This window comes from Nitrospirillum iridis, assembly GCF_014205765.1.
Classification (GTDB): domain Bacteria; phylum Pseudomonadota; class Alphaproteobacteria; order Azospirillales; family Azospirillaceae; genus Nitrospirillum; species Nitrospirillum iridis.
In genome coordinates this window covers 97,465-119,669 of sequence record NZ_JACIIZ010000018.1, presented here as the reverse complement: position 1 = coordinate 119,669, position 22,205 = coordinate 97,465, and the positions used below count along the sequence as shown (strand labels likewise).

The following is a 22,205-nucleotide window of genomic DNA, read 5'->3' as shown; positions in this document are numbered from 1 at the left end:
TTCCTATCAGTGCATGGACACGGCGCGGGCGCCGCCACGCTTGGCCGCGGGCTTGCCCGTCAGCAGGTGCAGGCCGGTCAACAGGCCGTAGCCGGCGATCATCAGATAGCAGGCCACGGGGACGATGAGGGCCAGCACCAGGCTGGTCATGTCGGCGACCTTGCCGGTGATCATGGGCACCACGGCGCCGCCGAAGATGGCCAGGCACAGCATGCCAGCCCCCTGCGGCGTCTCTTCCTCCAGACCGTCGATGGCGATGGTGAAGATGGTGGGGAACATGATGGAGTTGCACAGGCCGACCGACAGGATGGACACCATGGCCATGGTGCCGCTGCTGGCCATGGACAGGCTGACCAGCAGGGCGGCGGCCAGCGAGCACGCCATGAGCACGATGCCCGGACGGGCGAAGCGCAGCACGACGGAGCCGATGAAGCGGCCGATCATGGCGCCGCCCCAGTACAGGCTGACCAGCACGGCGGCCTTGGATTCCGGCGTGTTCAGCACGTCATGTAGGTGAACCAGGCCAGCGAACCACGTGCCAAGCTCCGACGCCACGTCACGCGTGCGGTCCAGGATCAGGTAGTTGACCATGGCGCTGCCGATGGACACCTCGGCGCCGACATAGACGAAGATGGACACGACGCCCAACGCCAGCTGGCTGTGGCGCAGCACCTTCAGGCTGAGGGCGCCGCCTGCCTGTTGATCGGTGGCCGCCCCTTCCCGCCCGCGCAGGAACCAGAACAGCACCGACAGGACCACCAGCAGGGCGGCGATCATCAGGAAGGGCACGTGCACGCCCCGGGCGCTGTCGCCATCCGCCTTGGACAGGATGAAGACGGATCCCAGGATGGGCCCCAGCGTCGTGCCCAGGGAGTTGAAGGCCTGCGCCAGGTTCAGGCGGCTGGACGCGGTCTCGGGCGTGCCCAGCAGGGACATCAGCGGGTTGGCCGCCACCTGCAGCACGGTGATGCCGCCCGCCATGACGAACAGCGCCAACAGGAAGGCGACGAACAGGCCCATGCTGGAGGCCGGCACGAACAGCAGACAGCCCAAGGTCATGATGACCAGGCCGGCGACGATGCCGCGCAGATAGCCCAGCCGCGCCAGCAAGGCGCCCGCCGGGACGGAGACGATGAAGTAGGCCAGGAAAAAGGCGAACTGCACCAGCATCGCCTCGGTGTAGTTCAGCGAGAACTGTTCCTTCAGCTTGGGAATCACGGCGTCCACGATGGACGTGGCGAAGCCCCAAGCGAAGAACAGCATGACGACGATCGGGGCCAGCGACGTCATGGATTTGTTGTGGGCGGATGCGGTCGACATCGATCGTTCGTCCAGTGAAGATGATAAGTCCGGGCCCGAGGGGTTTGACATCCGTCGGGCCCGGTATCAATGCCTATTACGACACATTCCTATTTTATTGCGTTGCGAAAAGAAATTTTCCGCAACGCACAATAATCACTTCGATGCCGTCTTGCCGTTCTGCTCGACGACCTTTTCCACCAGATCCAGCCGCGCCTTGAGGGGATCGGCCTCCAGAACGGGCCCGCTGGCGCCGAATTCCATCAGCCGCTCATCCTGGCCGGCCTTGAACGGCGCCCAGGCCGGCAAACCCTTGGGTTCCGGCTTGCCGGTCTTGGCGAATTCCACCCAGTAGGCGTGCGCGGCCTTGGCCGCCGCCGCGTCCGCCGCCGTCAGCGCCGTGCCATAGCGGGCCTTCACGGTATCGAACACGAAGGGGATCTCCGTGGCATGGGGGGTGCCCCACCATTCCTTGCGCATGCTTTCCGCCACATAGGAATAGCGGAACAGATAGACGGGCGCGGCGCGGGCCGTCAGCAGGCGGGCCACGGCGCGTGCCGGCTCGATGAACATGAAGGCGCCGGCGGCGCGATGGCCGATCAGCTTCAGATCCCCGGTGCCATCGGGATCCAGCAGTTTCAGCGCCTGGTCGCGATCCGCGCCGAAGGGGGCCAGCACCCCATCCAAGGTGCCCCCGAAGAAGAAGCCATCGGCCCCGGTGGCCCCCACCATCACTGGCACGTCCGCCCCCTCCCCCGCCGCATAGGCGGCGATGGGGGAGGAACGGCGCACGACCGCCCCGTCCACCATGGGGCCGGAATATGTGGGCGTGTTCATGGTGGCCATGTTCAGGCCGTCCACCACCGCCTCGGCCGGCAGGGCGCGCAGGGCGGCGAGGCCGGCGGGGCCGGCGTCGCTGATGCCATGCTGGGCGGCATAGGCCACCCCGGCCTTCTCGCCGGAAGGGGCGTCGCCATCGGCATGCACGGGCGGCGTGGGCAGCAGGCGGTCCCGCCCGGCGCCGGACTGGATGATGGCGCGGCTGAACAATCCCTTGGCCAGGGGCGAGGTCAGCATCATGTGGACGGACATGCCGCCGGCGGACTCGCCGAACACGGTGACGTTATCCGGATCACCGCCGAAGGACGCGATGTTGCGTTTCACCCATTGCAGGGCCGCCAGCTGGTCCAGATAGCCGTAGTTGCCCACCGGACCTTGGCCCGCCTCCGCCACCAAGGCGGGGTGGGCGAAGAAGCCGAAGCGGCCGACGCGGTAGTTGAAGCTGACCAGGACCACGCCGTCGCGGGCGAAGGCCGACCCGTCATAGACGGCGGGCGAACTGCCGCCGTTGACGAAGCCGCCGCCGTAAATCCATACCATCACCGGCCGCTTGGCCCCCGGCTTCGTCGCGGTGTCGGCCGGCGCCCAGACGTTGAGGTAGAGGCAGTCCTCCGCCGGGGCCACGCCCAGGGGCGCGGCGTCGCCCGGCAAGGGCTTCTGCATGCAGTCGGCCCCGTAGTCGGCCCCGGACCGCACGCCGGTCCAGGCGGCGGCCGGCTGGGGCGGACGCCAGCGCAGCGGCCCCACCGGCGGGGCCGCGAACGGAATGCCCTTGAAGGCGGCGACACCGTCGCTGACCACCCCCGCCACCCGTCCCTGTTCGATCTGCGCCACCGGGCCATCGGCGGCGAAGGCCGGCACGGCGCCAGCCAACAGCAGCGCCACCGCCGCCATCCGCGTCAACATTTTGGACATCGCATTTTCCCCTGAATGATGGATCGTCGCCAGTGCCAGGCATACCCCGGCACCGGCGGCGGCCGACTATCCCTAAAGAGCTTATGGCTGCCTGGTGGAGGCGGTGACGGCGGCGGCGCCCTTCAGCGCCAGATCGGTGGCGGACGCCCCAACGCCCACCTGATACTCACCCGCCTTGACCTGCCAGGCGTGCGCGGCCTCGTCAAAATTGCCCAACAGGCGGGTGTCGGCGGTGACACTGACCCGCCGCTTTTCCCCCGGCGCCAGCGCCACCTTGGACCAGCCGATCAGGCGCTGGGTCTTGGCGCCGGCGGCCGAGGTCAGATAGACCTGCGGCACATCCTGGCCGGGCCGCTTGCCGGTGTTGGTGACCTCGAAGCTTACGGTCAGGGTGTCGCCGCCCGTCACCTTCACGTCGCCGTAGGCGAAGTGGGTGTAGCTGAGGCCATAGCCGAAGGGGAACAGGGGCTTCCAGCCCACCTTGGCATAGTGGCGATAGCCGACGTCGGCGCCCTCGGCATAGGTGATCTCCGCCGGGCTGAATTCCGGCTTGTCGGCGCCGGGAATGTCCTTGTGCAGGAGTTGCGCGTCGCTGGCCGGGAAGGTGATGGGCAGGCGGCCGGACGGGTTGGCGTCGCCATAGAGGATATCGGCGATGGCCTCGCCGCCCCGGCTGCCGGGGTACCAGGCCTCGACCACGCCCGCCACCTTGTCCAGCCAGGGCATGTGCACCGGCCCGCCCGTCTCCAGCACGACGATGGTGTTGGGGTTGGCGGCCGCCACCGCCGCCACCAGGGCGTCCTGGCCGTTGGGCAGGCTGAGGTCCGGGGCGTCAGCACCCTCGGTCATCCATTGCGTGACGAAGACGATGGCGATGTCCGTCGTCTTGGCCACGGCGGCGGCCTCGGCGGGATAGGAGCCGTCGATGTAGCGGACCTGCTTTTCCCCCGCCTTGGCACGGATGGCCTTGAGCGGGGATGAGGCGTGGTAGACCACGGTGCGGAAGGCGCCCATCATACCGTCCCCACCCAGCGGGATGCTGGCGCCGGGGCCGGCATCCGACACCACCTGGGAGGAGCCGCCGCCGGACAAGACACCGACATTGGCGAAGCCGCCGATGACGGTCACGGTCTTGCCCCCTTTACCCCCAATGGGCGCCGCCAGCGGCAGCAGATCACCCTTGTTCTTGAGCAGGACGATGCCTTCGGTACCGGCCGCCTTGGTCACCTGGGCATGGGCGTTGAAGTCGATCGGCGCCTTGGTGGCCGGATCATCGAACAGCCCGGCGGCGAACATGGACCGCAGGATGCGCCGCGTCATGTCGGACAGGCGCTCCGCCGGCACGGTCTTGTCGGCCAGCGCCGCCTTCAGCGGTTCATTGAACCAGACCTTGCCGGCGCCGCCCGGCGCCAGCAGGGCGTCGATCTGTTCACCGGATTCCTGGTCCAGGCCATTCAGCGCCGCCTGCACGCCGTGCACGGCGCCCCAGTCGGACATGACCCAGCCGGGATAGGCCCAGTCGGTCTTCAGCACCTTGTTCAGCAGGAAGGGGTTGTCGCAGGCATAGGCGCCATTGACCTTGTTGTAGGCGCACATGACCGACCCGGGCTTGCCCTTCTCGATCGCCAGTTGGAAGGCCAGCAGATCGCTTTCCCGCGCCGCCGCCTCGCCGATCTTGACGTCGATGGTCATGCGCTGGGTTTCCTGGTCGTTCACCGCGAAATGCTTGATGGTGGAAACGACATGCTGATCCTGGATGCCACGGATGGATTCCCCGCCCAGCGTGCCGGACAGCAGCGGATCCTCGCCCAGATACTCGAAATTGCGGCCGTTGCGCGGGTCGCGCGCCAGGTTGACGCCACCGGCCAGCAGGACGTTGAAGCCCTTGGCATGCGCCTCGCGCCCGATCATGGCGCCGCCCTTGTAGGCGACCTCCGGGTTCCAGGTGGCGGCCAGCGACAGGCCGGAGGGCAAGGCGGTGGAGGGATCACCCGGCCGCACGTTCATCGGGTTGGCGACGCCCAGGCTGGCGTCCGTCTCCTGCAGGGCCGGGATGCCCAGGCGCGGCACGCCGGGAATGTAGCCGGCGGAGCCGATGGCCCCCTCCGGCAAGGTGGCGCCCAGGAAGGGCATGGCCATGGGACCGTGCACCAGGCCGACGCGCTCCTCCACCGTCAGCTCCTTGTCCAGCAGCGCGGCGCGCTGGTCCGGCGACAGCTTGGTGTCCATCCACGGCTTGGGTGCGTCGGCCGCCACGGCCGGGGCCATCGCCCCCAGGCTGAGCGTGAGGGCGGTGCCAAGAAGGAAGGCGCGGGCGTATGCGGTCATGGGATGCGGATCCATCTGGTTGTCAGGGCTGGTTGTCAGGGCTGGTTGTCAGGCTTGGCGGGAAAGGGTCATGGCTGCGCCACATCGATGATGACGCGGCGATATCGGGTCAGCGGCAGGTCACCGCCGCCCCGGACTTCAAGGATCACATGCAGGCGCTGGGGGCCGGGCAGCATCGGCCGGGCGGTTGGGACGGTGACGACGGCCTTCGCGCCATCGGCGCCCTGGATGAGCAGATCGGGAACCACCACCACGGCGTCCTGCCAGGTGCTGGGTTCCTTGTACTGCCACCAGCGAAAGGTCACCGCGCCGCCATCCGGGCTGCGGGAGGCGCTGGCGTCCAACGCCAGACTGTCCCCAGGCTTCAAGGACACCTCAAGCGGGGCGGTCCCTTCCTGGCCATTGACCACCACCACCGGCGGATGGCGGCCGGCGCGCGCGTCGGGGGTGAGCGTCCAACCGATGCGGGCGGCGAAGTCGTTCTGGTAGGCCTCCCGCCACCGCCAGATGGTGGCTTGGGCGCTGCGGTGGGGCGATCCATCGGCGCCGACGGCCGTATCCACCACGTCGGTGTAAAGCCCCATGCCGTCATTGGCCAAACCGTAGCGGCCGCCCCAACCGCCGTAGTCCGGATGCTCCGGCGCGTTCAGGCCATTGTCCACCAGGTAAAGGAAGGAGGGCGTATCCCCCTCCATGATGAATTTCCATTGGGGATAAAGTTCGCCCAAGGGCCCCTTGCGGATATGCGCGTCCAGCCATTGATGCGAAACCGACGTGCTGTCGGGCCCCGGGAATTGGTAGAAGCCCTCGCCTGAGATGCCGGTCCAGGTGGCGGTGGAATAGTGGCTGAAGGCGCTGATGCTGCCGATCCAGAACAGGCGGGGATAGCGCACCCGAATCCACGGCCCGCCGTCGTCCTGGTCGGAGATGGCATAGACGCGCAGCCGCGCCACGAATGCCGCGACCTGCTCAGGCGTGCGCGTGCCAGCCACATGGTGCAGGGCCTGGGCCAGGACGTTGGCCCCGCCCCAGATGGTCACCCAGAGCGGCCGGGGATCCGGGGCGTCCACCGCCGCGATCAGGGCGTCGGACGCGGGGCTGTCATGGCCGTCGCCGACACCGGCCAAGCCATAGAGCGCCGGTCCCGCCGTCACCCGCGCCATCAGCGCCTGGGCGTCGGGATAGGCCGGATCGTGGGCCCGAAGGTTGGGCAACACCTGGCCATAGGCGGCGATCCGTTCCCGCAGGCGTTCGGGATGCACCGCGTCCCGCAACCAGGTCGAGGTGGTGGCGGCCATGCCCGCCACATCCATCTGGTCGGTGTACAGCAGAAAGCGGACGAACGATTCCTCATCGTCCGGTTCGTTGGCGATATCGGTCAGCACGAACACCCGCGGCTTGGCGGCGGCGGATGCCACCGGTGCCCAGACCAGCGCCAGAATGAGTGCCGCGCACGCCGCCCTCACGCCAATCCCCCCGCGATATGAACGGTGTTGAAACTGTCGGCCGGCAGGCGAAGGGTCAACAGGCGGTTGCCGAGTTTCAGGCGCAACGGCCACGGCTCGGCCAGATCGTTCTGCGCCACCACGACCACGGACCCATCCGGGTTGAGGAACGCGAGTTGGTTGTCATACCCCGTGAAGCTATCGACCGGCAGCAGGCGGGCGCCCGGCGCCACGAAGTGGCTGACGTGCTTCATGACGTGGAAGTCGGGATTGAAGCGATAGCCCCCCGTGGCGGGATCCACCGTCACCAAGGCGTTCTGGGGCCAGCCCCAGCCGCTCATCCCACCGGGCGGCATCACCATGTTCCAATACTGGTAGGCGCTGGCGCCGTTCAGCAGATACAGCTTCATCAGCCCCCAGGCGTAGCGGGCATAGTGCCAGTCATTGGTGCCGGTGCCGCATTCCTGTTCCGACGCCCAGATCGCCAGGCCGGGGTGGCGGTCGCGGATGATGGGCAGCGCGCCCTTGCCCGCCCACTGCACACCGACGCCGTGGAGCAGCGGACCGGCCGCCGGATCGGCCATGACCTGGGACAGCAGGTCGGCGTTGGCCCGCTCCAGCGTGCCGAAATGGATGTCCACGCCCACCTTGGCCATTTCCCGGCCCAGATGGGGGATGAAGCGGGCAAGGCCAGCGGGGGTCCAGCAGCAGCTGGGAAACGGCTGGGCGGAATTGAACTCGTTCTGCGGCATCACCGCGGAGATGGGGATGCCCGCTTGCGCGTACGCCTCGACATAGCGGCGGAAATACAGGGCATAGGCATCGAAATAGCGATCTTCCTGGATGAAGTGGTCGCGCCCTTCCCGCCCCTGCTGATCCGGCGCCAGGCCGTTGGACGGCTGCCCCGGCCACGCCGGGGTCATGGCGTAGTGCCGATTGGTTTTCATCCAGGTCGGCGGGCTCCACGGCGACGCCCACAGCTTCAGGCCCGGCTGGCGGGCCCGCGCCTGCTGGATGAAGGGAATCAGCGTGTCCTGATCATTGGCCACGCTGAAATGATCCAGGGCGAAATCGCCATCGACCTCATCGTAACTATACCATCCTCGGGAAATGTCATTGGCGCCGATGGGGGTGCGGCACAGGGTGAACCCCAACCCCTGGCCGGGTGCGAACAGCGCGTCCAGCACCGCGTCACGCGTCGGCGCGGGCAGCGCCCGCAGGGCCAGCCAGCCCCGCTCACTAAAGGCGCCACCGAAACCCGCCATGGTCTGGCGCGGCTGGTCCAGCCGCACCTCCGCGTCGCGGCCGAAGGGGTTGGCCTGGACATCGCCCAGGGTCAGGCCATCGGCGCAGGCCTGCCAGGCGGCCTTACGCGTCGTGCAGCGCCATGTCACGCCGGCGACAGGCGCCCCACCCGTCGCTGGCGCCGCGACCGCCCGCCCGGGAGCCGACGCCATGACGGCGCCAGCCCCACTGACGGCCCCTGCGGCGGCCCCCGTGACGGCCCCAGTGGCGGCCAGGAAGTCGCGCCGGTTCATCAGCGTATCCCGGCGCCGATGGCATAGAGCGGGTCTTTGCTGTCATGCGGCACGTCGGACGCCTGTGCCGTCACCGCCGCCATGCTGCGCGGCAGTTCGAACGGCAGCCGGCCCTGCGCCGGCACCTTGCCCAGCGCCACGTCCAGCAGCGCCTGGTCGCCGACGCCGAAATCGACATAGAGACGGGCGGCCTTGTCGCGGATGTTGGTCAGGATGGCGGGCCGGTCCAGATAGACGCTGACCACGGCCGGCACCTTGGCGGCGGCGACGGCCTTCAGCGCCTCGTAATCCGCATTACCGTCGTGGAAGGCCAAGTCGCCCTCATGCTGCAGCAGGCCGAAGGTGTAGTTGGGGTGCAGGGTCTGGAAGGGGGCGGACAGATGCAGCAGCGCCACGTCCGCCTTGCTGGGGTCATCCACCACGGTCAGGCCGGCGGCCTTGGCGGCGTCGGCCGCCACGCCATGGAGATAGACCTTGCGCCCGGCCAAGGTCGTCGGCGCGGCACCCGCCTCCAGCAGAACCATGGAGTGCGACTGGGCGGCCAGGCCCTCCGCCACGAACTGGGGCGTGCCGACCACCGTCGCCGCCGCCTCGGCATCGACATAGGGGTTCTCAAACAGGCCCTGGCGGAACTTCAGCTCCAGGATGCGGCGCACCGACTGGTCCAGCCGCGCCTCCGTCACCAGGCCGGACTTCACCGCCGCCAGTAAGGGCGCCGGGTCGTCCACGCCACCGAACTGGTCCAGGCCAGCCGCCAACCCCTTGGCGAAGCGGGCGGGCGTGGCCAAGTCCTCCACCCCCCAGGCGGTGGAGAAATCCTTGAAGCTGGGCCGTTCGCCGGCCGGGAAGCCATGGCGGCATATGTCGTTGCAATCGTTGGCGATGGCCCAATCCGACAGGACGATGCCCTGGAAACCGAATTGGCCGCGCAGCAGGTCGGTCAGCAGCCAGTGGCTGAAGCCGGCGCCCACCTGCTCCACCGGTTTGCCGTCGACCGTCATCTCCTTCAGGATGGAGTATGTCGGCATGACGCCCGCGACATGGGCGGCGAAGGCGCCCTTGAAGGGCAACAGGTGCTGTTCGAACTGGCTGGGGCGCACCAGGGAATAGCGGCCGTAGCTGTTGTGGCTGTCGAACCCGTCCTGGGCGGCGCCATAGCCCACCCAGTGCTTCACCACCGCGGAAACGCCGGTGACGCCCGGCCCCTCGTCACCGCCCTGGAAGCCTTCGATATAGGCTTGAACCAGGCGGCGGTCCAAATCCGGGTCCTCGCCGAAGGTGCCGTTGATGCGGGGCCAGCGCGGCTCCGTCGCCACGTCGGCCATGGGGGACAGGGTCTGGTGGATACCCACGGCCCGGTATTCCCGGCGGGCGATATCGGCGAAGCGGCGCACCAGCGCGCTATCGCCGATGGCGCCCAGGCCCAGCGCTTCCGGCCACTGCGAAAAGCCGGCGGACTGCTGGCTGGCGCCGGCCGTCACCTGGAAATGGTTGCGCGGGTCGGTGCTGAGGGTGACGGGAATGCCCAGGCGCCCCCCTTCCGCCACCGCCTGCAGGCGGTTGTCCTGCTCCGCCAACTGCCGTGGCGGGGTGGCCTGGCGGGTGATCAGGGTGGTGATGCCCAGTTCCCGGATCATGCGGGTGGCCAGCGGGAAATCATAAGGCCCGCGCATGGTGGCGAGCGTGAAGCCCCCTTCCGGCGGCACGGTGCCGTGCAGCAAGGCGCCGGCCTTCTCCTCCACGGTCATGCGTGTCAGCAGATCATTCACCCGGGTGGCCACGGGCAGGCGCCAATCCTCATAGGGGTCAAGGGCGCCGTTGCCGTTGAGGTCCCGGAAGGAGAGACCGTCCACGGTCAGCAGCGGCTTCACCCGGCTGCCCAGTACCGGCTGCGGCGCCCCCCCCATCGCGGGGGCGGCCATCAACAGGGTCAGGGTCACCATTGCGGTCAGGCGGCTCGGAATGGGCATGATTTCGGATGGTCCGCTCGTTTGAAAGAAAAAGAAGGCGTGCCGCCCAGGAAGGAGGTTGGGCGGCACGCCCAGGGGAAACGAGGCATGAAGCCCCGGAGGAAGGGCCAGGATCAGAAGTTGGCAGACACCCTCACGCCGTAGGTGCGGGGCGGGGCGTAGGAGCCGCTGCCGGCGTAGATGTTGCCCGACCCGTTGGTGTCGGGGTTGGCCACCACCAGCACGGCGTTGTTCTCCAGGTTGCGGACATAGGCCATGACCCGCCAACGCCGGTCGGCGTCGTCGTAGGCCAACGACAGGTTGGTCTTGGTGTAAGCCTTCTGTTCGGTGACGGCGAAGTTGCGGTAGTCCAGGTTCTGGTCCCCCACATAGACACTGTCGACGCGGGCCGTGATCATGGCGCCGGACGCCAGGTCCCACATGTGCTGGTAGCCCAGGTTGACGGTCCATTCCGGGGACTTGGCCAGGGTGTTGCCGGTGTAGACCGCCGCGCCGGACCGGTGGAACACATCACCCGAGGCGAGGATGAAGTCGGTGTAACGGGCATGGATGTAGGAGACGCTGCCGTCCACCCGGTCGCTGGCGGTCAGGAGGGCCGCCCCTTCCACCTCCACGCCGTACACCTCGGCGGTGCCGGCGTTGACCGTGACGGTGGAGGCCTGGCCTGCCACCTGGCCGATGGCGCTGACCTGGAAGTCCCGGTAGTCGTAGTAGAAGCCGGTCAGGTTCAGCTGCAGCCGCTTGTCCATGAACTGGTTCTTTACCCCCACCTCGTAGGCGGTCAGCTTCTCCGGCTGATAGGGGTTGTTGTTGGGCGGGGCGCCATCGCCATAACCACCAGCCTTGTAGCCCGTGCCGACGGAGGCATAGAGCAGGCTGTCCGGCGCCAGGTCATACTCAGCACCCAGCTTCCAGTTGGTGGACTGCCACGTGTAGCTGGCATTGTTAAGGTACAGGGCCGAGCCGCCGACATAGGCGTCACCGACGATGTGGCCGAAGGCCTCGGTGGCGCCGGTGCGGGCCTTGGTATCCTCGGTATAGCGCAGGCCACCCGTCACCCGCAGGCTGTCGGTGATGCCGTAGGTCGCCTGGGCGAAGGCGGCCTTGGACTCCTCCATCACCGAAGGCTGGACGAAGGCCAGCGAGGCGATGCCGGCGACGGGGTCCAGCGCGAACAGGACGTCGTTGTTTTCCTTGAAGTAGTAAAGGCCCGCCACCCATTTCAGCGGCCCGTCGCTGTTGGCCAGCCGCAGTTCGTGCGAGGTCTGATCCTCATTGGAATGGAAGATGGTGGAGGCGCAGTAGGTGCCGGACGGCGCCTGGCAGGTACCGCTTTGCGTGGAGCCGCCGTGGGTACGATCGGTATCCTCGCGGTAACTGCCGACATAGGTCAGGGTGGCGAAACCCAGGTCCCAGTCGGTGGTCAGCGCGACGCCCTTGTTGGTATGGTTGAGGCTGCCGTCCGCCGACATGGGATAGGTATAGGGTGAGCCGAACTTGGCATATTGGCCGATCGGTGCCGCGGCGTAGCCCACGCCCCCCTCATGGAAGACATCGACGGACAGCAGGGCCTTGAACGTCTCACTGGGGGTCAGCTGGATCTGCAGGCGGCCCGCCTGGGTATCCTCGTCGTTGAAATTGCTGGAGCGGCCGTTGTTGGTGTAGCCGTCGTGGCGGCTGGTCTGGAAAGCGGCGCGAACGGCCAATGTGTCGGTCAGCGGCACGTTGAGCATGCCCGAGGTCTGCAAGCTGTTGTAATTGCCGTAATCCAGCGAGGCGGCGCCTTCAAGCTTCTCGCTGGGGCGCTTGGTGATGACGTTGATGCTGCCCGCCGTGGCGTTGCGGCCGTAGAGCGTGCCCTGGGGGCCGCGCAGGACTTCGATACGGTCGATGTCGTAGAGGGCGCCGATGGCGGCACGGGACCGGGCCATGTAGACGCCGTCGACGTTGAACGCCACGGCGGGGTCGCCCACCTCGGTATCATTGGTGCTGCCGATGCCGCGGATGGCGATCTGGACAGAGCCGCTGCCGTTGTTGCCCACCGCCAGGCCAGGAACCATGTTGTTCAGGTCGGTGGAGCTGGAAACGCCGCGCTGTTCCAGGGTGTCACCCGAAAAGGCGGTGATCGCGATCGGCGTCTTCTGCGTCGTCTCCTGCCGCCGTTCGGCGGTGACGACGATGTCCTCCAGCTGCTGAGGGGCCGCTTGCGGGGTCCCCCCTTGAGGGGCCGGCGCGGCACTGGTCTGGGCATGGCCGGGGATGGTGATCAGGCTGGCCAACGCGGTGGCCGCCAGCAGGGCACGTTTACGCATTTCTCCCAATTCTCCCATTTCTGCATCTTTTATTTTTGTCGTTATCCGGCGGGGGCCTTGAGGCTCCATTCCCACCGCTTTGATCCCATTTCGGGCATGATCCTCCCGCCCCGATCCCGCTTCATGGTGGGATCAGGCATGGCCAGGGTCCGGGCAAGACCCAGCCTGTCACCGTCGCCGAGGGGCGCGATGGCTCATGTCCAATGGATCGGCTTTTAAAAGGGCCGCCGCGTCAGCGACTGGGGCCGGCCCTCAGGCGATATCTGCCTTCACGCATGGTCGTCTCTCCCGTTTGTTTTGGCCCCCGCCTTATCATTATCGTTGGGTTCGGGACTGAATGACAGCGCTGTCCCCGCATCCCAAAAAATAAGGAGGCCTTGTTGGCCTTATTTTGTTATCATCCAGAACAACCGGACGCAAGAGGGTTTCGCGCCGCCCTTCAAAAAACGAATTCGGCCCTGCGCGCCCCGATCCACCGGCCCGGTTTGCCGGGCTATCTTTGCGATCCGCCGGTGTTATGATCCCGCCGCGTCCGCGCAAGGGGCAAAGGGCGGCGTCCAGGTTGGAGTTTCAGGGCGTTGAGCAAGGCCACCATTTATGATGTCGCCCGCGTGGCCAACGTCTCGATCAAGACGGTGTCCCGGGTCCTGAACGGCGAACCCAAGGCCAGCCCGGAAACCCGCGCCCGGGTGATGGAGGCGGTGCGCAGCCTGAACTACACACCCAGCCTGTCGGCCCGCGCGCTGTCGGGGTCACGCAGTTTCCTGATCGCCCTGGTCTCGTCGGGCGGGGTGTCGGACAACGCCATGCTGTACGTCACCGAACTGCAGATGGGGGCCATCCAGGCCTGCCGCGCGGGCGGGTATCATTTGCTGACGGAATATATCGATGGCGGCGCGACCGATTTCGGCGCCCTGGTGGAAACGCTGGTGTCCACCTTGCGGGTGGACGGTGTCATTCTGATCCCGCCGCTGTGTGACGATCCCAAATTGCTGGCGTTATTGGCGGAGCGGGGCGCCACCTGCGTGCGCGTCTCCCCCACGCTCGATGGCACGGCGGACCAGAATTGGGGCTGGGGCATCGACATCGACAATTACCAGGCCGCCTTCCAGATGACCCGCCATCTGATGGACCAGGGGCACCGCGACATTGGTTTCATCCAGGGCCACCCCAAGCACGCCGCCGCCGCCCAGCGCGAGGCGGGATACCGCGACGCCCTGTTCGATGGCGGCCCCATTCCCGAACGGCTGATCCAACCGGGACTGTTCACCTTCAACAGCGCCCTGCCCGCCGCGCGGGCCCTGCTGGAACAAAAGCGACGCCCCACCGCCATCTTCGCGGCCAATGACAGCATGGCCATGGCCGTCCTGTCGGTGGCCTACAAGATGGGCATCCCGGTGCCGGGCGCCCTCTCCGTGGCCGGCATTGACGACCTGCCGGCCGCCAGCGTCGTCTGTCCGCCCCTGACCACCGTGCGCCAGCCAATAATGGAGATGGGGGCCGCCGCCGCCCGCTTCATCATCAACCGCACCGCCGGCCAGGTGGGCAATTACCTGAAGCAGGTCTTCGATCACAGCCTGGTGGTGCGTGAATCGACGTCCCCACCGGCTGAACCCGCCGCCCATGCCGCCTTTTCCCTGGCGGCCACCCCCGATTTCCGTTAAAAACCGCGCCCCCATTTGAAAACCCGATCTAAGACGGCCTCATCCCCAGCCGTCGTTGGCCAGATTGTCGTCGGAGCGCGCACCATGGGCTATTGCGGCCTGGACTTTGGAACGTCGAACAGCACCCTGGGCATCGTCGATGCCTCGGATGGCAAAGAGGGCCACGCCCGCCTGCTGCCGCTGGAGGGGGAGGAAACCACCCTGCCCAGCGCGCTGTTCTTCGATTTCGCCGCGAAGCGGGAGGAGTTCGGCCGCGCCGCCATCCAGATTTATGCCGAGGGGGCCGATGGCCGCCTGATGCGTTCACTCAAGTCGGTTCTCGGCACCGACCTGATCGACATGGAAACCCAGCTGGACCGTCGACGCATCAGCTTCCGCGACGTGTTGAAGCGCCTGCTGGCGGAGATCAAGCGCCGGGCGGAAGAGCAGGCCGGACGGCCCCTCACCCAGGTGGTGCACGGCCGGCCGGTGCATTTCGTCGACGGCGACGACGCGGCCGACCAACGGGCGGAGGACGCCCTGGCCGACATCGCGCGGGATGTCGGGTACACCGACATCTCCTTCCAGTTCGAGCCCATCGCCGCCGCCTTGGACTATGAGCGGCAAGTCAACGCCGAAGAGATCGCCCTGATCGCCGACATCGGCGGTGGCACCTCGGACTTTTCCATCGTGCGCATCGGACCGGAACGGCGGGAGGCCGCCGACCGGGGCCAGGATATCCTGGCCAGCACCGGCGTGCGCATCGGCGGCACCGATTTCGACCGCCTGCTGTCGCTGCACGGCGTCATGCCGCACCTGGGTTATCAGTCACCGATGAAGCGCGCCGGCCTGCTGGCACCCAACAGCTATTTCAACGATCTGGCCACGTGGTCCAAGATCAACTTCCTCTACGCGCCCAAGGTCATGACGGAACTGCGCCAAGTCCTGCGCGAATCCGCGCGGCCGGAGCTGATCGGCCGCCTGATCCAGGTGGTCGAGGAGCATCTGGGCCATCGGGTGGCCATGACGGTGGAGCGGACCAAGATCCGCCTCAGCACCGCCGCCGCCCAGCCCGGGGGCGAGGCGCAGGTGGTGGAGATACCGTTCGAGTTCATCGAGCGCGGGCTGGAAATTCCCTTCACCGTCCCGGGGTTCGCCGCCGCCACCCTGCCGCTGACGGAGGGTATCGCCGGCATGATCCGCCGCTGCCTGGCCGATAGCGGCCTGACGGCGGACAAGATCGATGCGGTGTTCCTGACCGGCGGCTCCACCCTGCTGCCCAACGTGCGGGCCAGCATCCTGGCGGAACTGCCGGACGCGCGGCCGGTGGAGGGTGACAAGTTCGGCTCCGTCGGCCTGGGCCTGACCCTGGAGGCCATGCGCCGCTATCGTTGACGCGGCGCTATCCTTGACAGGGAAACGCCCGCCGGCGAAGAACCGGCGGGCGTTTCCATCAAGCCGGCAAGGCCGCCGGATTACGGCGTATCCTTGTGCGCCTCCTTGGTGATGGTGTGGCCGGTGGCGGCGATATCTTCGCCGGCGCCGGCAGTGGTGTGGCAGGCGCTGACCAGCGCCCCCATACCCAGCATCGACAACAGGACAAGCGCGCGCAGTTTCGTGGACATCACTGTGGCCCTCCTCATGGGGCTAGGGTTGAACGCGTTACTTCTTGGCGGGTCGGCTGCCGGTATTCGCGACGACCATCCCGGCCACCAATGCCGCCAGCAAAGCGGGCACCTTGTGCTTGGCCACCAGGCGCTGGGCCTCGGTCATCAGCACCTCGGGGTCAAGATCCAGGGCCGGAGTCTGCGGCACCGACGGGGCCGGCTCACGGCGGCCCATCATCAGACGCGCCACCAGCAGGAAAAGCAGGCATAGCGCGAGCAGTGCCGCCGCGACCACGGCCGGTGTCCAGACGGGGCCCATCTGATCCTGGAGTCCGGCCCACAGCGCGGCGCACAGGCAGCCCACCGCACCGATGACCGCCAGGAGAGCCAGCACGCCAGCGACGGCGACCGTGATCAGGCCGTCGACCAGCGGCGCCGGGGACGACCGGTGCACCGGACCAAAGGGGATGACCCCCAGTTGCGACAAGGCCATCATGGCCAGTTTGGTCCAACCTTCCATCACCGGGCCCCCAATATTTGACACTTTCTTCTCGCCCCGACCTCACTGCCCACCCCTCAGCGGGACAGCAGCCGGCTGACGATGAACCCGGCGGAGAAGGCCAGCAGCAGGCTGGTGATGGGCTGGGCCTCGACCTGGGTGCCCAGGGCCTTGGCGGCCTCTTCGCCCTTGGCCGCAAGATTCTTGTAGATGTCGTTGGCTTCGGCCTTCAGGTGGCTGGTCAGGGTGTCGGCGTCCTCCCGCGCGGCGTCGCGTACGCTGCGGGCGGCGGTCGCCGCGGCATCAATGGTTTCGCTCTTCATCGTCCTTCTCCTTCAAATCAACCGGGGGCGCCGCCCGCGAAAGCCGCGCGGCGGCGTCCCCGTCAAGCAGGCGGCCCATGGGGAGGTTCCCTGGGATCCGCCGGAATTGGAAATCAGGCAGGCAGCCTATCGGTGCTGTTCCAGCGCGTGTTTCAACGTGCTCATCTGGTCATGGTCCGACCTGATGCTGTCGTAGCAGGTGGCCACCACTTCACGGGCCGGCATGGGCAGGTCACCCTGCAAGGCCTTCTCGAAGCTGGCCTTGATATCGTCCTCGCCCGCCTCGACCGCCGACACCACGCTCTGGTCGCTGCCGGTGACGGCGTTCTTGAGGTTGACGAACATGCGACGGGCGGCACCGAGTACCGTGCCGTCGGTTTCCGGCTGGCCACCCAGGCTGATCACTTCCGCCTGGAGGGCGGTGGTCAACTGACGGCGCTGGCGCGCACGGGTGGAGAATAGCGTCTTGAAACTGTCGTTGGTCGCCTCTTCAGCGGCGTCCTTGTACCCAAGGGCGCTGTCCAGCGTCTTCTCGATCAGGTTGTTCAGCACCTTGATCGGCTGTTCGGTGCCGGCGGGGGCGACGCCTGGCGAAACGGTCGGCGGAATCATGGTCTGCTCCTCTCCTGGAATTATCAGTATGCCGGGATCGCATCATTCGTCCCGACTCAGCACAAACAAACAGGGAGCAAGAATTGTTTCACAGAACTTGTTTGCTATGCCCTTATAGCTATTTTTTATTTATTCGCCGCAACACAGAGGCTGTTATCTAGACCCACAGGCCGCCAGAATATTTTCAATCTTTAGGTCTACGCCTATCCGGACAAACGGCACCGACGGGATACCCCGTGAGGGAGAGGGACGTGGCCGCCCCTCTCCCATCAAGACGTCCCCTAGCGGATGGTGGCCAGGTTGCGACGCAGGCCATCCGCGTCGGCATTCTTGGCGCTGCGCTTGGAAACGATGGCCGACACGGGCTCCGGCTTCCCGTAATACGCCTCGTTCCAGCTGTCGCGCGGCTTCAGGATCGAACCATTGAGCGTCAGCCCGGCATAGGCGCCACTGGCCGAAGACCAGACGATGATGTCGCCATTGAGCGAAGTGGGCGTGGCCGCCTCGGCGGTGGAGCCCAAGGTCACGACGGCCAACCCCGCCTGGGCGCCGATCTTGAATTCATCCTGCAGCACGGAGGCGAGGGCCTTGTCGCTCATGATGAACATCACGAGCTCAGCCTGCTCCACACCGATCTGCAGCCCGAACGACGCGGAGCCCAGGGTGTAGAAGGCGGGGTAGCTGAATTCCCCGTCCGGCCCGCGGGTCAACAGCACGGCGTCGCCACCCTCCCCGCCCACGAAGAACCCGCCCTTGATCAATTGCGGGACGATCAGCACGCCCTTGGCGCGTTTCATGAGTTCACGCGCGTTACCGAATTCCTTGTCCTTGCGCAGATCGTCGACGGTGACGCGGGCGCGTTCCACCAGATTGCTCTGATCGGTGCCGTGGGCGGCCGCAGCGGCCAGGGCATGGGGAGCCGCCGCCGTCATGGCGCCGAAAATCATCAGGGCCGACAGGGCGGCAGGCAGGATGCGGGATCGCGGCGAGGGCTTCGCGGCCGGCTTTGTGAAGGGCGCAGGCATCATGGTCACTCCATTATTGGGCCGGGCCGGTGCGCCGGCCAAGCCATCGCCGCTGAGTGTCCAGTCGGCGGGGGTGGTGGACGGGAACGGCCCTTGGGGCCGTTCCTTCTGTTGCTTCAAGGTGGTCGCCAACAAGCTCAAGGTTCCCGTCGCGTCGCGGGGGGTGACGGCGCGCGCGTCGTCACCCATCCAGCGGCGGGCACAACGGCAGACCACGACCCGTCTACTTGTCCAGGGCCTTCTTGGCGGTATCCTTGAGGGCCTTGCCGGCCTCCTGGATCTTGCCAACGGCGTCCTGGGCGTGGCCTTCGACCTTCTTGGCCTTGCCTTCGGCCGCCATCTTGTCATTGCCGATCACTTTGCCGGCCGCTTCCTTCACGGCACCGCCGGCGATCTTGGCATTACCTTCGATACGATTCTTGTTCATGGTCTCGCTCCTCGCGTGGGTTGAAGTGAAAGGTCGCATCCGTAAGCGGCGTCAGCGCTCATGCCCGGAACCGGCCTGATCTGCCCGTCGGAAGGCAGGTCCCCGCAATGGCAGAGACCACTTTCCGATAGGTTAGAGAAACAATGGAAACTGAATGATATCCCTGTCATGTGGCCGCAATGTGGCGAAATCAGATAGGAATGATGGTAATCTTACCGATAAAATGAACTAGCGCCGCAGAGGAAAAGGTCATTATTTATTTCGCCATCGCCCCATCGGCCACACATTGCGGCGTATACGACCATTTGCCTATGCCATCTATTTTTGTCATTCATGTTATCGACAATTAGAAATACACCCCACTTCCAGGCGCTTCGACCGGAAGCGTATAGGCCATTTTTCTTTGACCAATAGTCCCTTTTCCCTGACGCGACGGCTTCGAAAACATGTTTTCGTCACAATGAAAACCCATCCTCCGGAAGCCTTCGAATTCTGAAGAGAGGCCGTCATGAATCTCGGAACCATTCTCCTCATCATTTTAATACTATTCCTGATCGGCGCCCTGCCCACCTGGCCGCACAGCGTCAACTGGGGGTATTACCCGGCGGGCGGCCTGGGCACGCTGATCGTCATCGTGCTTGTTCTGATCCTGATCGGTCGACTTTAGGGCGCCGCCGCGCGCCCCCGCTTGTCGCAAGCCTCATCAGGCCCCGGTGCCCCGGCACCGGGGCCGTCTGCTGTCAGGACCCTCCTTGAGGGGGTGGCCGGGCTGGTGTCCCGCGCCCGCCCGTTCATTCACCGGGCGGGGAGCTATGAGCGGCCGCAAATAATATGACCCATTGCGGGCCGTCAGCGTCTTGTTTGTTGCGATTTGATGTTATAAGACGAGTTCAGGAAAAGGATGGCGCGCGCCAATTCAGGGAGTGGCCGCCGCCGTTCAGACGCCATCATGCGCAAGCGGCCGTCGCGACCGGACACCCGGCTCGGCCAAGTCGTTTCGTGTTCACCGATGTCTCATGAGCGTGATGACAGCCCGATGACCGCCACCGCCCGCGCCCCGTCGCCCCCGCGTTCCCTGCGGGGTCGCCCCCGTTGCGACAAGTCGCGCCAAGCCATCCTTACCGGCGCCTATGAACTGCTGGTGGAGGCGGGCCTGTCAGGCTTCACCATCGAGGCGGTGGCCGCCCGGTCCGGCTGTGCCAAGACCACCATCTACCGCTGGTGGCCCACCAAGGGAGCGCTGGCTATCGCCGCGTTGCTGGAGATGGTGGAAGTGGTGGCCCCGATCCGCGCCACCGGCTCCGCCCGGCGCGACCTGGAGAGCCTGCTGGAGGTGATGGCCGGCACCATGGCGGGCCCCATGGGGCGGGTCATCGCCGGCATCATCGTCGAGGGGCAAAGCAACCCCGACGTGCTGGAGAGCTACTGCACCCAGGTGCTGCAGCCCCGTCGCGAGCGTATCGGGGAAATCGTGCGTCAGGGCGTGCGGACCGGCGAGCTGCCGGCCGATCTGGATGAGGCCATGGCGGTGGAGCTGCTGTACAACACGCTTTACAGCCGCCTGTTGGTTCGTCACCAGCAGCTGGACGAGCCGGGCTGGACCCGGCGTCTGGTGGCCGCCGTCCTGGGACCGGCGCGGCCTCAGCCCGCCGCCAGGCCCACCCGCATCCACAGCGACGCCCTATACCCGGCTTGAGGCCGGGATATCGTCCACGCGCCTGGCTTTGCTCCAGCGGCTTACGCCGCCACGGCCACCCGATTACGGCCGGCGTTCTTGGCCTCATACAGCGCCTTGTCCGCACGGCTCAGCAGGACATCCACGGTATGGTCGGACGGCATCAGGGTGGTGACCCCCAGACTGCACGTCAGCGTCACGACCACGTTGGGGGCCAGGGTCAGGGGGGCGCCGGCCACGGCCACCCGCAACCGTTCCGCCACCCGCTCCGCCTCTTGCCGATCCGTCTGCGGCAACAGGATCACAAATTCTTCCCCACCGAAGCGGCCGATGACGTCCGTGTCGCGGATGGCGGCCCGGCACAAGTCGACCACGCCGCAGATGGCCAGGTCCCCCGCCTGGTGTCCCCAGGTGTCGTTGATGCGTTTGAAATGGTCGATATCCAGCATCAGCACCGACAGCGGCCCGCCGTACCGTCTGGCCCGGGCCATTTCACGGGCCGCCGTGTCGGTGATGTAGCGGCGGGTGCCGGCGCCGGTCAGTGAATCGGTGATGGCGATCAGCTTCAGCAGCCGCTGGCTCTCATAGTTGGTGTAGTTGATCTGCTCGAACGCGAACAGCACGCAGATGAACATGCCGCCCACCGGCCCCAACAGCAGGGGGTATTTCACATATTCGAAGGCTTGGGCGAAGCCGGTGGCGCCAGCGATCGGCGGCAGGGAAATGATCAGCGCCATGAACAGCGCCCCGGTGGTGAAGGGCACGTACTGCATCACCAGCAGCGGCAGGAAAGTGAAGAACAGAAAGCCGGAGAACTGCGCCTGCATGCCGTGATCCAGTCGGTTCAACGCCTCGATGAACAACAGCTGACAGGCTATGGCGCCGATGAAGGCGTAGGCCGTGGTCAGGCGGCGGGGCACGCGGAAGTGAAGCAGCAGGGCGTGCAAGACGATGATGACCGACATCACCAAGCGCAGACCAATGGTGCGCTCGGCCCCCGCCGGATCGATGACATGGTCCCAGCCCCATAGCCCGCTGACCGTGAGGGAGGTCGCGATGGTCATGATGGTGCTGAACAGCCGGTGGTGGTCGAACTTGTAGTCGACATAAGCCCGGTCCGGCCAGACGATCTGCTTGATGTGGTGACCCACCCGGCCCGTTCCCTAATTCTTCCCAGCCATTAGTCCGGCCGGGCAGTGGCCCGCACGCCAATCCCAGGACTACATGGGTAATCCGCTTGCTATGCTGCCACGAGGCCGCAGGACAAAGCTAGTCCCCAGCCGTACAGGGTGCGGATCAGGTCTTGCCGCCCCTTGGCTTTATTGGTGGCATGGGGCGTGGGACTCCCCACAACATTCTATCGTCTTGGCGAAATCTTGTTAGGCCTTGCGCGAGCCCGTGGGACGGGAGGGGCCCGGTCGCTGCGGCCCGGTCTTGTCGTAGGCCTTGGCGGCAGCCGCCGGCTTTTTCATCTCTTCCATCAACTTCATGGCGAAGCGGCCACCATCGTGGCGCGCCTGCAGGAAGTTCATGACGACTTCCCGCGCGGCCTGCCGGTCGAAGGGTTCCTCTGCCGGCGGCGGGCCGGCCTGCACCCGCTCCGCCGCGGCGGCCGCCCGTTCCAGGACGTCCGGGTCGATCCGCCGACGGATGGCGCGGATCTGGCGCAGCAGTTCGTCACGGGGGTCGGCCATGGAACGGATCCGCCTTTCGCAAAACAGGGGCGAGGCTAGACTGCGCGCGCCCG

19 protein-coding genes are annotated in these 22,205 nt (G+C 66.5%); 4 read left to right on the top strand and 15 right to left on the bottom strand.

The genetic code is table 11. The annotated features are described in order from the left end of the window. Positions 1–6: 6 nt before the first annotated feature. The 7 genes from FHS74_RS25845 to FHS74_RS25815 form a co-directional block, all read right to left on the bottom strand. Positions 7–1,320, bottom strand: coding sequence for a sugar MFS transporter (locus tag FHS74_RS25845; protein WP_211106557.1), 1,314 nt, complete (start codon positions 1,318–1,320; stop codon positions 7–9). A gap of 135 nt (positions 1,321–1,455) precedes the next feature. Then, positions 1,456–3,054 carry a carboxylesterase/lipase family protein gene (locus FHS74_RS25840; RefSeq protein ID WP_246463363.1) on the bottom strand — a complete coding sequence of 533 codons (1,599 nt, stop codon included), beginning with the start codon at positions 3,052–3,054 and terminating at the stop codon, positions 1,456–1,458. 81 nt (positions 3,055–3,135) lie between these two features. After that, positions 3,136–5,382 carry a beta-glucosidase gene (locus FHS74_RS25835; protein ID WP_184807138.1) on the bottom strand — a complete coding sequence of 749 codons (2,247 nt, stop codon included), beginning with the start codon at positions 5,380–5,382 and terminating at the stop codon, positions 3,136–3,138. 68 nt (positions 5,383–5,450) lie between these two features. Then, entirely contained in the window at positions 5,451–6,848 is a 1,398-nt protein-coding gene (locus FHS74_RS25830) for a nucleoside hydrolase-like domain-containing protein (protein ID WP_184807137.1), read from the bottom strand. Beyond that, positions 6,845–8,365 carry a glycoside hydrolase family 30 protein gene (locus FHS74_RS25825; RefSeq protein WP_184807136.1) on the bottom strand — a complete coding sequence of 507 codons (1,521 nt, stop codon included), beginning with the start codon at positions 8,363–8,365 and terminating at the stop codon, positions 6,845–6,847. Before FHS74_RS25825 ends, FHS74_RS25830 begins: the two co-directional genes overlap by 4 nt. Then, on the bottom strand, positions 8,365–10,335 hold the full coding sequence (locus FHS74_RS25820; RefSeq protein ID WP_184807135.1) for a glycoside hydrolase family 3 protein: 1,971 nt from the start codon (positions 10,333–10,335) through the stop codon (positions 8,365–8,367). Before FHS74_RS25820 ends, FHS74_RS25825 begins: the two co-directional genes overlap by 1 nt. A 113-nt stretch (positions 10,336–10,448) precedes the next feature. Further along, positions 10,449–12,647 (bottom strand): TonB-dependent receptor, encoded by a 2,199-nt coding sequence (locus tag FHS74_RS25815; RefSeq protein ID WP_184807134.1) that lies wholly within the window; start codon positions 12,645–12,647, stop codon positions 10,449–10,451. A gap of 578 nt (positions 12,648–13,225) precedes the next feature. Between FHS74_RS25815 and FHS74_RS25810 the strand changes: the two genes are divergently transcribed. Together FHS74_RS25810 and FHS74_RS25805 are read left to right on the top strand one after the other, a co-directional pair. After that, complete coding sequence (locus FHS74_RS25810; RefSeq protein WP_184807133.1) at positions 13,226–14,311, top strand: LacI family DNA-binding transcriptional regulator; 1,086 nt, start codon at positions 13,226–13,228, stop codon at positions 14,309–14,311. Between the two features lie 84 nt (positions 14,312–14,395). After that, positions 14,396–15,685, top strand: coding sequence for an Hsp70 family protein (locus FHS74_RS25805; RefSeq protein WP_184807132.1), 1,290 nt, complete (start codon positions 14,396–14,398; stop codon positions 15,683–15,685). A gap of 80 nt (positions 15,686–15,765) precedes the next feature. On the opposite strand, the gene FHS74_RS25800 is transcribed toward FHS74_RS25805, so the two are convergent. The 6 genes from FHS74_RS25800 to FHS74_RS25775 all read right to left on the bottom strand — a co-directional run bounded on the left by FHS74_RS25800 (position 15,766) and on the right by FHS74_RS25775 (position 18,783). Next, positions 15,766–15,915, bottom strand: coding sequence for an entericidin (locus FHS74_RS25800; protein WP_184807131.1), 150 nt, complete (start codon positions 15,913–15,915; stop codon positions 15,766–15,768). A 37-nt stretch (positions 15,916–15,952) separates the two neighbouring features. After that, complete coding sequence (locus FHS74_RS25795) at positions 15,953–16,417, bottom strand: hypothetical protein (RefSeq protein WP_184807130.1); 465 nt, start codon at positions 16,415–16,417, stop codon at positions 15,953–15,955. A 56-nt stretch (positions 16,418–16,473) separates the two neighbouring features. Then, a complete protein-coding gene (locus tag FHS74_RS25790) occupies positions 16,474–16,719 on the bottom strand; it encodes a hypothetical protein (RefSeq protein ID WP_184807129.1) in 246 nt (81 codons plus the stop codon). Between the two features lie 126 nt (positions 16,720–16,845). Next, positions 16,846–17,331 (bottom strand): ferritin-like domain-containing protein, encoded by a 486-nt coding sequence (locus FHS74_RS25785; RefSeq protein ID WP_184807128.1) that lies wholly within the window; start codon positions 17,329–17,331, stop codon positions 16,846–16,848. A gap of 281 nt (positions 17,332–17,612) precedes the next feature. Further along, on the bottom strand, positions 17,613–18,545 hold the full coding sequence (locus FHS74_RS25780; protein ID WP_184807127.1) for a lipid-binding SYLF domain-containing protein: 933 nt from the start codon (positions 18,543–18,545) through the stop codon (positions 17,613–17,615). A 34-nt stretch (positions 18,546–18,579) separates the two neighbouring features. Then, the gene (locus FHS74_RS25775; protein ID WP_184807126.1) at positions 18,580–18,783 is read right to left on the bottom strand and encodes a CsbD family protein; all 204 of its coding nucleotides are present in this window, start codon (positions 18,781–18,783) and stop codon (positions 18,580–18,582) included. A gap of 508 nt (positions 18,784–19,291) precedes the next feature. Between FHS74_RS25775 and FHS74_RS25770 the strand changes: the two genes are divergently transcribed. Continuing rightward, positions 19,292–19,450: a DUF3309 family protein gene (locus FHS74_RS25770; protein WP_044562421.1), complete on the top strand. Its 159-nt coding sequence runs from the start codon at positions 19,292–19,294 to the stop codon at positions 19,448–19,450. A 369-nt stretch (positions 19,451–19,819) separates the two neighbouring features. Next, the gene (locus tag FHS74_RS25765) at positions 19,820–20,479 is read left to right on the top strand and encodes a TetR/AcrR family transcriptional regulator (RefSeq protein ID WP_184807125.1); all 660 of its coding nucleotides are present in this window, start codon (positions 19,820–19,822) and stop codon (positions 20,477–20,479) included. A gap of 41 nt (positions 20,480–20,520) precedes the next feature. On the opposite strand, the gene FHS74_RS31220 is transcribed toward FHS74_RS25765, so the two are convergent. Both FHS74_RS31220 and FHS74_RS25755 read right to left on the bottom strand, forming a co-directional pair. Next, positions 20,521–21,609: a diguanylate cyclase gene (locus FHS74_RS31220; RefSeq protein ID WP_184807124.1), complete on the bottom strand. Its 1,089-nt coding sequence runs from the start codon at positions 21,607–21,609 to the stop codon at positions 20,521–20,523. 228 nt (positions 21,610–21,837) lie between these two features. Continuing rightward, complete coding sequence (locus FHS74_RS25755) at positions 21,838–22,152, bottom strand: hypothetical protein (protein ID WP_184807123.1); 315 nt, start codon at positions 22,150–22,152, stop codon at positions 21,838–21,840. Between the last annotated feature and the right edge of the window lie 53 nt (positions 22,153–22,205).